At 44.9% G+C, this 11,233-nt stretch carries 5 protein-coding genes; all 5 read right to left on the reverse strand.

Going from position 1 to position 11,233, the window contains the following annotated elements; translation table 11 throughout:
- Positions 1-111 precede the first annotated feature (111 nt).
- A complete protein-coding gene (locus tag R0I52_RS06995) occupies positions 112-5,421 on the reverse strand; it encodes a hypothetical protein (protein WP_317053719.1) in 5,310 nt (1,769 codons plus the stop codon).
- A 133-nt stretch (positions 5,422-5,554) separates the two neighbouring features.
- A complete protein-coding gene (locus R0I52_RS07000) occupies positions 5,555-7,591 on the reverse strand; it encodes a hypothetical protein (RefSeq protein ID WP_317053720.1) in 2,037 nt (678 codons plus the stop codon).
- Between the two features lie 43 nt (positions 7,592-7,634).
- A complete protein-coding gene (locus tag R0I52_RS07005; protein WP_317053721.1) occupies positions 7,635-8,099 on the reverse strand; it encodes a hypothetical protein in 465 nt (154 codons plus the stop codon).
- A gap of 496 nt (positions 8,100-8,595) precedes the next feature.
- Positions 8,596-8,970, reverse strand: coding sequence for a hypothetical protein (locus R0I52_RS07010; protein ID WP_317053722.1), 375 nt, complete (start codon positions 8,968-8,970; stop codon positions 8,596-8,598).
- 262 nt (positions 8,971-9,232) lie between these two features.
- Positions 9,233-10,867 (reverse strand): hypothetical protein, encoded by a 1,635-nt coding sequence (locus tag R0I52_RS07015; protein WP_317053723.1) that lies wholly within the window; start codon positions 10,865-10,867, stop codon positions 9,233-9,235.
- Positions 10,868-11,233 lie beyond the last annotated feature (366 nt).

An 11,233-nucleotide genomic window follows, 5' to 3' on the forward strand; every position in this document is an offset into this window, starting at 1 on the left:
CAAACGTTTATCAGTATATATAAACCAATGGAAAAATATAAGCTAGTAGATACATATCAGTACAGTAATGAAAGAATTGCCGCAGCTCAGAGCGACGACAATTTCGTCAGATTATAGCGTCGCGTTGCTCGGTAAACGCTTATTTTTGCGTGGGTCTTCGCGTTTGAATAAATCCTCGTCAAACTTAAAGCGTAATCTGAAGTAAGCGCCTTCTTGCGTACTGTCGTCATAAGCGATATCTTCATCCTCAAAACCCATAAAGTTATAACCAAGTGACAACCATAGGTTGGTCATCGGGCTGTAGCCGACTTCTGCGCCAAGCATATACGACATATCATCCGCTTGCTTATTCCAGTAAGTACCGGCTTGTAGACCTATATCCCAGCGCTCGCTGATGTCATATAAACCGCGCGCATAGACGGCATGCGCGGTGTTTTCGCTGACGATATCATTAGCGTCATATTGGGTATATTTACCTGCATAGCGACTAGAGAGGGTGAGCGCGCGCGTTGGATGGTAGTTGCCGCTCCACGACCATATCGTTGTATCTTTTTGATATTGGTCAGTGCCAGTAGCATTGTCATCTAAGCGGTATTCAAGTTTTGCCAGCATGTCTAGCTGATTGCTATCATAGTCGCGATAGGCGGCGCCTAACTGAAAACGGTTGATGGTGCGATGGCCATCATCATAGTCGACCTGTGAGTAGATGTCTTTGGCAAGTAAGGTAATATCATCGGTATAACGATAGGCGATGCCTGCACTTCCTAATAAGGTGTCGCTGGTCTCACCCCAACGTTTCTCAAAGCGTCCTGAGGCTTTGTAGTTCTCTTTGGCTAAGTATTCAACACCAATGCCCGCTGCGGTCGCCGTATTGTCTGTCTCGCCTTCTAGCGATTCGACGCGCTCAAACAAGGTGCTCAGGGTCAGGCCTTCTTGCACGTACCATTTGTTTTTGAGACCGATGGCCGCTTCGGTCTCGCGCGCGCTGATTGCATCACGCATGCGGTATTCGCTATAGACTTTGCCGTCTTTCATGTAAGTGGCATCAAAGCCCACGACCGTACGCTGGCGCTCGTCTGTATCATCAAGGCCATAACTGCCAGATAAGCTATTGATTAGGTCGTGACGCGCATATAAGCGCCCGAGGTTACTCAGTGCTGTCTCACCGCCGATAGAGGTGGCGTTACGCTCGCTATTGTCAATATCTTGCTCATATTCGGCAAATACTAGAGAGTTATTAAGTTTAGGAAGCCGCGCGGTAATACGCGCGCGAGCGGTGGTGCCTTTGATGTCTTTATCCGCATTACTAACACCATTCAGTGCTGACTGGTTGATAATGTTATCGTTAAATACCGTGTCATCAGTGAGATCTACCACCTCTGTTACCGCTTGCGTATTGCGTGAGGCTGCCGTGGCATCTTGCTTATAGTAGCGCAGACCAACTTCACCCACGATGTTTTTGCTCAGGCGCTGCTCGACACTGGCCTGTACGCCTTCACGGTTGGCATCAGTGGCGTGGTCTTCTGTGCGTACACCTTCTAGTTTTAAGGCGGTGTTTTTATCATTAAAGGTATGAGTGACTTCTACGCCAGACTCCGTACGCCCAGCAGTTAGCGGCGATGCACCAGTGACAAACCCTGTATCGGCATCATGATAATAGGCTTTGGCGCGGGTGTTTTTCTTATCATCATAATCAAGCTCCACTCTGAAAGCGTCGCCTTCGACGTCATTGCCAGTAAGCTCATTGCTGTTGATCTGATTGCTGGGGTCGTAATTGGGGTTTTCTGCTTTGTTTCTAGCATATTCAGCGACCAGTTTTAGCTTGTCGTTAAACTTAATAACGCTGTTAATGCTCGCCAGCTCTTCTTTATTAAGTGGGTCATCACTATGGATATAGCTACCACCGATAGCGACTTTTTTAGTCAGTTGTTGCTTAGCAGCCACACCACCAACCCAGTATTTTTCACCACCTTCATCGACCTCTACCGTCACCCGTAGGTAGATCGGGTTACCATCGATATCGAGACTGGCAATTGGCGATTTTAGGTATAAACTGCGGCTAATCGGGTCGATTTCATAATCGGCAAAGCGGGTCAGTGTTTTGCGGCTGATAATAAGGCCTGAGTTGTTGGCATCACGCGTGATTACTTCGACCGTCTCTGAGTTTTCAAGTACCGCATCAAAGTCTTCGCCCAGGGGATAAGGGCCTGAGATACCAAGACCACGAGTCTCATTGACGCGTTGTGAGGTGCTGGTTTCGGCAGCAAAGGCGGTAATATGGGTATTATCGTCCTCAAATTGCGCTTTTAGACCAGTCAAGGTGCGATTGTATTGACCAAGCTCAATCCCTTCATCATTGTCGATTTGGGTTTTTAGATCGCCATACATCGCAAACGAGCGGCCTTTATCGACACGTACATAAAGCTTGCTGGTCGATTGGGCATCAAAGCCTTTGGCTGATGAATCGCCATATACAGGATAATACTCGCCCGGATCGATATCACGGAACAGGCGCTCGCCTTTTTTGTCGCTATCATAGGCCAGTGTCAGCAGATAATCGCCGCGTACTTTGCCTTTTAGGAACATCGCTACACGACCAGTGGCTGAATAATCATCATTGCCTGAGATTTCATGCAGCTCTTGCTCGAACGCACCTTGTGCATCTGTGATATTGCTGCCATCAAAGTCTTTGAGTGAGATGGCGCCTTCTACGATACCAACAGCGATCAGTGGGCGCAGCTTGGCAGTAAACTGTAACGGAATGACTTGCTTACTACTACCCGTATCGATGACCAGCTCACCTTTGCCCGGCGCACTTGGCGCAATGATTGGGATGAGTAGCTCGTCACCATTAACGGTAACTTGGGTGCCAGCCTGGTCTTTATTGCTATCAGGCAAATTGATCCGACCGATGCTGGTGTCGATGGTCATCGGGGTAGAGGCGACATAAGGGCGGCCATCACGGTCTTTTAGACTGATGACGATTTGATATTCGCTGACACCATCGGCTGGGACTAAGCTATCTTGGGTACGATAATCAATCGCCTGTAAGCTATCAGGAGTGAGCACCTCGATGCTCTGCTCAGAGATGATCTTACCGTTAATGTCTGTTGCGACACCGCGTAGGGTATTGCGTCCACGCTTTAGGTCGACGGCATAATAGTCAAAAGCGATGACTTTTTGTTTTTCTTGCTCAGCGGTTTTACCGATTTGTTGTTCGGATACGGGCTTGCCATTGGCATATAGGGTAAAGTTTGAGCCCAATGGCGCTTGTACTTGAACCAGTTGCTTATGTGAGGCCAGCTGCTGACCGCTGCTCAAGTTAATAAAAGCAACCTCATTGCTTGCCACTTCTTTTAGGGACTCTTCTAACAGTTCAGCTTTTGGCTGCTTGATGGTTTTAACAGCCATTTCTATACGCTCAGCATTAGGTGTAGTCATGTCATTGACGATAGCAGAGTTACATTTTATGCTCTGATCTAAGTCGTCATTAGACTTACAACCACTGGCATCAACATTATCAGTCACATCACGATCATAGTCAGGCTCTAAAGTCAGCTCGTTTTGTATCGCTTTTTCTAAAGCATCGTTTTTTGTACCTATACTCTTGCTACGCGCTACCAGCTCTGCGTTTAGACGATCTGTGCTATCGCCCATACCACCGACGATAGCGAAGTCAGCGCGATGCAGTTCTCCATATTTTAGGTCAACGAAACGGCTGCCAGCATCACCAGCATTGCGGTTACTTTGAATGACCAGCTCAGTCTCTCTAGGTATGGTTGTGCGGTCAACCTTTAGCACATGCGTCTTGGCACTCACGCCATAAAAGTTATATTTACCTTCAGGGTCAGTGACGATAAAGTTACCGTTTTCCATATAGATACGCACACCAGCGACACCCAGCTCACCATCTTCTTTTTGCTGAATACCATCGCGGTTGATGTCATGGTAAACCTTACCGATGATGATGCCTTCCGTATTCATGACCCCGCGGCTGACCTCAACTGGCCACTGTGCTTCTCTAGAGGTGATGGTCGTGCCGCCAGCTTTAGAGTCGCGACCCCGTGCAATAGCGCGGTTGATGCCGTCGCCGCCTAGTGCTGATGAGCCAATCAAGACACGATAGGTGATGTTTTTGGTTTCTCCAGCAGTCAGATCGCCTAAGGTTAGAACCTGATATTTACCATCTGCTTTAAATTCTGTCGTTTGCGCTTGTTGGATCTCAACGTTGCTGGTGCCTTTGTCGACACGTACGCTGCCTTTGACATAATCAAAGCCGCGCGGCAGTGCGTCTTTTAGCTGTACATCGTAAGCGGTTGCTTTACCATCGTTGGTCACGCTGATTGTGTAATTGACGTAGTCGCCAAACTCAGCAGCTTTGACATCGGCTTCTTTTTGTACCGTCAAGGTAGGAGCATCATCGATGATGGCAATGCGGCTGCTGATGTTTTCTGTCAAAAAGTTTAAGTCAGCAGTGGACGGCTGCTCGTTTAAGCCGACTGAAGGTGCGATACAAGCGTCTAAGCTGATGGCTAAGTCATCGCCCTGCAGTGTTTGGATGACTTGATCATTTATAGCATTGGCGTTGTTTTGCGTGGCGGCAGATAAGTGGTATTTACCTGTATTATCGCCTGTCTCTATGCCCTTTAGCGCATAGCTATCGCCAGTCTGAGGAGATTTTATTGTCACCCAGATTTGATCAGGTTTATCATACTGGGCATTACACTGAGCGTAACCTGCTTCGGCGTAGACGCGTTTGCCCACTTGAGAGGTATCTTTATCACCAAGAAAATCAGCGTTGGTAAAGCGAATATTAGGCTCGACGATGACCAAGCTATCTGTGGCTGAGGCAATCACTGACTCATCGTTTGCCACGACGGCACCGAGCTTGATATCTGCGGTGTCACCATCTGCGGCATCGGCTGCAGCCAGCGCTTGGATGATGAGCTGAATACTCTCACCTTGTCCGATTTTTATCTGATTTGGATTGCGCAGCGCGGACTCATTATCATCAATACGGCCATTTTTATTCAGGTCTTGATAAACCTTAAAGTTAGACGAGCTGCTTGGATAGTCGTAGCTTAAGGTGACGATCTCATCATAAGTACCATTATTGGATAACACATTAACCCACTCGATAGTGTCACCGCGCTCGACGGTCTGCATCGGCGGCTGAGTGAGGCTGATCGCATACTGAGGGAGGGTAAAGGTTTTGACTTTTACATTGTTAGAGGTGCCTGATTGAGGGCTGCCAGCGGCCACGACATAATTGACACTGGCGATATTGTCGATATCAATCACACCCTTGCCGTTTTCGGCATGAGCGATATTTGCTTGCATAAGTAGCATCGACGCTGCCAGCGTAGTCAACGCACCGGTCTGATAGCGTGGGTTACGAGACAAAAATACGGCTTGGCGCATAATTAGTAATCCTACTTATGAAAGAAAATATGATAAAACCGCTCCAAATGTTTAGGAGTAAGGGACGCTTTCCTGACCGTAGGTGAAGAAAGCGCCTAAAATATCAATAATGTTTAAGATGGTGGATTAGGGTTTAGTTTGTGCCTGTCTGAGAAATCTTGGCAGAAAAATACACATTCCCCACTTCTTTTCCGACCAATTTACTAAACGTACCAGTTATCAAGCTGTCGTTGATGCTAGGCGTTGCCACTGGTGAGTTGGCCGAGGTATCAGAGGCAAAATCATTCTGATATGTAGTGCTTTTGAGCGTATCTGACAACACCACATTGTTAATCTGAGTGTTGGTAAAGGTGTTGATGGCCTCTAGTTTATAAAAAATACAAGCACCAGCAGTGGCGTTAATATCAGAGGTAACCCAGTTAGTAATCGCTGTTGGCGCTGTACCACACGCTGCCACTGCTTGGAATTTATCCAAATCAATGCCTTGCATGGTAGTGGTTGAGGTGGTATTCACATTGGCAGGTGCTGGCGTGCCATTGATCACTGTTTGCGGTAGTACAGTGATCGTCATTTTTTCAGAGGTACCAATGTCAGTGACGTTTGGAGATTTTTTGCTACCTGAACCGTTGGTATTTACCACAACACCGATGACAACTGAACCTGCAGGAGTATTACCTTTAGCAGATACTAGACCATTTGGTGCCGCTTGGTTTAGGTCGTACTGGTTGTTTGGGTTGGCGGTCAGTATCGTTTCACCATTGTCCAATTTGCCATTGTTGTTTGCGTCGACGAATACTTGGCCGATATTGATTTTTTGGTTGTCATCAGTTGGCAGTACAGTAAACAATACTTCACCTGGATTGGCCGCTTCTGTTACATCACTGCCTTTGTTGGTGATGGTGTAGTTGTACACATTGTTTTGACTTTGCAGCGCCACTTCTTTGTCGGCAGAGGCGGTAATTGTCAGCTCACGGTTTTGACTGGTCGGCGTTACCGCGGCATTGTCATTATTGTCTTTACCGTCACGATCTGCAGGTAGGTTTGAGTCTTCGTAGTTGTTTTCTGGCGTGCCGTTTAGTGTTTTGTCACCTGAGTTATCGATCAAGTCAAACGTACCATCGCCATCGACATCATCTTTGACAACCGCGTAGTTGACAAAGTCACTGGTCACAGAAGCATTGGTGGATTTTTTTGCGCGGAAGGTGACAGTGATGGTTTGTGTCTTAGCGATATCTACACCAGCAAAGGTGATTTTATCGTCGGTGACAGAGGGGGTGATATTGACGACAGTGCCATTACGTTTGATGGTAGGAGCAGTGTAATTGGCCTCGCCATTTTTGATAAGCATCAAGCCGTTTGGTAGCGCGTCTTCAATAGTGACGTCTGTGCCATCAGCGTTACCTTCGTTGGTCACACTGATGGTGTAATCAACATAAGCATTGGCATTATTCAAGTCAATATTACGAGTGCCCAAATTGGTCACTGCAGACTTGGTGATGGCATAAATAGGGGTCGTGGTGATAGCGTTATCAGTGTTGCTGGCGGTTGCAGTTTGTCCCTTACCATTTAGATAAGCACTGGTTGCCGATACGGTCAAAATACCGTTTTTACCAACGGTACGAGCAGCATCAGTGGTGGCAGCGATAGTAATCTTCGCAGACTCACCAGCACCTAGAGCGATATTGCCTCCATTGGCGACGGTCTCAACCCCACCAATATTGTTGTTATTGGCATCTACTTTTTGATAGGTAATGATGCTTTTGGCAATGGCATAGTCAAATTGATCGTTTGAAGCATTACCAATATTCACCTGATAGGTATCGGCGACGTTACCATCGTTTTTGAGCGTATGATTGAAGTTTACAGTCGCGCCGGCTTTTGGCGCAATGTTTTGATCTTTATTCAGATCGTCATTAGGATCGTTATCCACTGAAGTAGGAATTAAGCTAAAGGCCCCAGTTTCTGTGACGTTGACGGTGACTTCGTTCGATTCAGCAGTCTGCGTTGTATCGTTACCCACGACTTTATATGTCGCTGTTGCGATGTTCTTGACTTTAAATGCATTGTTTTGATCATAAGTGACATTGGCAGCATTGCTACTGATTGCTGTGCCCATCGCAGCGATGACACCAACGGTTAACACGGAATGTTTAAATAATTTCGCTCTCATGCGGTAACTCTCCTAAGGGGGTGTAAGGTGTCGACAAAACATATCAATCAACAATGGTATTCAGTGCCACGGAGGCAGATTTCTTTGCTGGTAATAATTTGATATTCCAACGAAGGCTACGGTATTCAGATAAAGGGATTTTGACCAGCTTGCCATCGACCTTACGCATGAGCGGCATATCTGCATAGTTTTTGCCATCAATACTGGCTTGCGCGCTAGTAGGGAAGACCTCGCCAGTAAACGTCATGTTTGCTGGGATAGGTAAGGTCACGGCCAGATCGTTGATGTTTTGATTGATGGTGTTGGTGTAGGTTGCTTTGTATTGAACAATAGTACCTGCAGGCGCTGTACTGACCGGTAAATAGCTGATTTTACCTTCTGCATTTTTGACTACTTTATTGGCAGTTAGCTCCATTTTTAGAGATTCGTTAGCGTGTGCCATGTTTAACAAGCCAGCGGATACGATGGTCGCCAATAAAGTTGTGCGGATAGCGGTATAAAATGTCATGTGATGTCCTTACTAATATCGTTGCTGTAGATTTGGTATTTGCTCGATGATGAGCAGGTATTTAGAATATGCAATATATATGCCATATGTCCTAAAAGCGCAAATAACATCGACAGCGCCGAGGTGTATTCCATGCAGGCATTATTACAAGTGGATAACAATTAGTCACCAGAAACATGATAAATGGTAGCTGAAGGGAGGTGGATGGTATAAATCCAAAAATAACCATATAGAAAGTTAATAAATATTTTTGATACTTTTTCTTATAGGTGTTTGATCTTGTTGGTTTTTTATATGTTTTTAAGGCATGTGCTTTAAGACAAGAAAGGTTTTTGTCATCTAATCGACAGGATGTTGAGAGATAAAACGCCTCTACTATTCTTTAATAGAGGCGTCAGTTACTGATACGATGCTGATAGGTATAGATTACAAAGACATATCTAATGGTTGGTCTTTATCTTAACGGAAAACCTCATGGTTGCCGTCCCTTGGGGGACTAATTGAGCGTATAAGTGTCATTACGGTTACCGGTGTTGGTCAACGTATGCTGGAATACTGCAAAGCCATTGGGCGTGGCATCTAGGTTTTCATTGATCGTGTCATTTGGTGTGCCATCTTCATTGTTTGCCGTTAATGAAAAAGACAATTGCTCAGAGACCTTGACAACAACTTCGTTAGATCGCACTTCTGGCTGTTTGATACCAGAAATATCATAATTCGCTGTCGCTATGTTTTTTATCAATACATCAGTCGTCGTGGTACCAGTAGAGGTATTGGCCATTGCACTGGCTGAGATATCGAATGCAGCGGTAACGCCAACCGTCATTAAGCCATATCTAAAGAGACTGGGTTTATAGAGACTGGGTTTCATAAATAATTCCGAAACGAGAGTTAATGATTCAGGCAATCGTAATAAACGTCATATGGGTCGCGTTATAACAACAGCAAGCATAGATAACGGCGTTAAAAACAGGCGGTATAACGCACCCTATCGGCTTAACTGCATAGTTACAAAAAGACTATGGCATGTCATGGGAAAATTGATAAATGGCGGTTTGAAGTGGCTATCTTCTCAAAACGAACCATGAGAGATACAGTCAGTTCAAAATAAAATGGTCATAGATTTAAGCACGCTACTGCGTCGTGCCATATCTGGTATTGAAATAAAAGTCACGTTTAGAGCGTGGCGGTAGTACAAAAGGCTTGGTCTTTACCGTACCGTTTTGGCCAACGGCGGGACTGCTGCTGTCGTAGTCTGCCGATGTGAGCGCAGGGTTTGCCAATGTCGATGTCACTGTGGCATTGGCCACCCCTTTTTTCTGAAGCTCATCTTGCATCACAAAATTGTCAATATTGACATTAGCGCGATTGGTGGCCGTGATTTTATAAGCGATACATCTACCCGGTGCGATGCCAGCTATTAAGTTTGTGCTAAAACCGGTTTCTGGGCTTGTGGAGTCGTTGATATTGGCATAGTTGAGTGTCGCTGGGCAGTTGTTTACATGTTGAGATTTTCGCAAGACCAACGCGGCATTTTCGGCAATCACTCTACCAAAGTCATTATTTGGGTAGTGATAGGTATTGGCCGCTACATTAATCGTTTTTATGGATGAGGTCGTGCGAATAGGGTAGGAGGTGCCAGTTCTTTTTTCTAGCAAGCAAAGGTTGGGGTTGTTAGACAAAGTCGTTTTAGGAATACTGATCTGATACTCTCCGAGAGGTGCATTATTTCTAATAACCGACTGAGTAGGGTAGATAGCGTCTGTATTAGAGCAATTGACCAACTGTACAGTACTACCTGCAATACCTGTTTCAGAAGCATTCGGGTCATATCGACCATTAAAATAGTTGGGTCTATTGGCATAAATACTGCTTGCAGAGGTTATGTCAGCATTGTTTTTGTCCGCTTTATTTTCAGGAATACCTCCGTTATCGTCGAAGACTGTACCAGAAAATATATATTGAGGAACATAACAGTAGTTATCTACTCGAAAGTCAATTTCTTGGTTAGTGGCTGTAGCCAAATATCCTGTATTCGAGTAACGGACATTTACAGATTTTACGGGTTCAGAAAACTGAACAGAGCCTTGGCATTGAGTACCTAGATTCTTAGCTGGACAGTTAGGATCATTGGTTGTTCTGGTTAATAAACCTTGCAAGTTTTGGCTGAAAATAATGTTGGAGTTAGTGATAGGTTGAAAGGTACCAGTAATGGTAGCACCCGCTTCATTTACTCCAGTAATTTGTATAAAGTCATCAAAGCTATTACCGCTACTATTTGCATAATCAATATCAAACGCACTTAACGCAACGTTGGTCAAGTAGATTGGTTGCATGGTAATGCTATTACGAAAATCTAGACGGATATCTGTAAAGGCCGTGGTGTTAGGGAACGTTCTTCTGACATTGATGGCTCTGACTCCTTGAGCCTCAATAACACCAAAGTTACCCAATATGGTGTTCGAGCTCGACTCTGTAGTATTCATTTTAATCTGTAAGGGAATACTGCCTGATGCGTTGCCTGCGATGTTGACATAATTATCAGTATTCACTGCTGAGACTAGGTTAGTGTAGTCTGCGTTTGTCAGGCTGCTTTGAGAAGCACCAGTCACACCTTGGCAGTTGGCTCCTGGGTTAGGCACAATCGCATAGGACGAGTGATTGATAGAAAGTAAACCTATAGCTCCTACAAAAGCCAAGAATAATAGTTTGTATCTTTGGTATGAATCTACATGCTGAGATTCTGTATAGTGCTTAGCCATATACATAATAGTATCCCTATCTATTCATATCGACATCTAAACCACGGGCGAAATCCATACACTGCTGACTTAATAAGCACATGTATAGGTTATGTAATTTGATACCTTACTATAAAGTATGAAAGCTTGTTGTAAGGAGTCGATAAGCGGCATATTTATTATGATAGAACGTAGTCAAAGTAACGCTTTAGATGGTTTTTACATAAATAACAGCTTCTCGCCTCATGGATTGTGCCTTAGAGCTGTATGTATTTTTATTTCAGTGTTGTTATTGCCTGCCTAGCTTCAAATAATAAACAAACCATTCACCCAATCACTAATCATTATTTATTTAAAAAATACATCTCATATCGTCATTTTTTTATCACTATA

The sequence above is a fragment of the Psychrobacter sp. CAM01 genome, from assembly GCF_032842965.1.
GTDB lineage: Bacteria > Pseudomonadota > Gammaproteobacteria > Pseudomonadales > Moraxellaceae > Psychrobacter > Psychrobacter celer.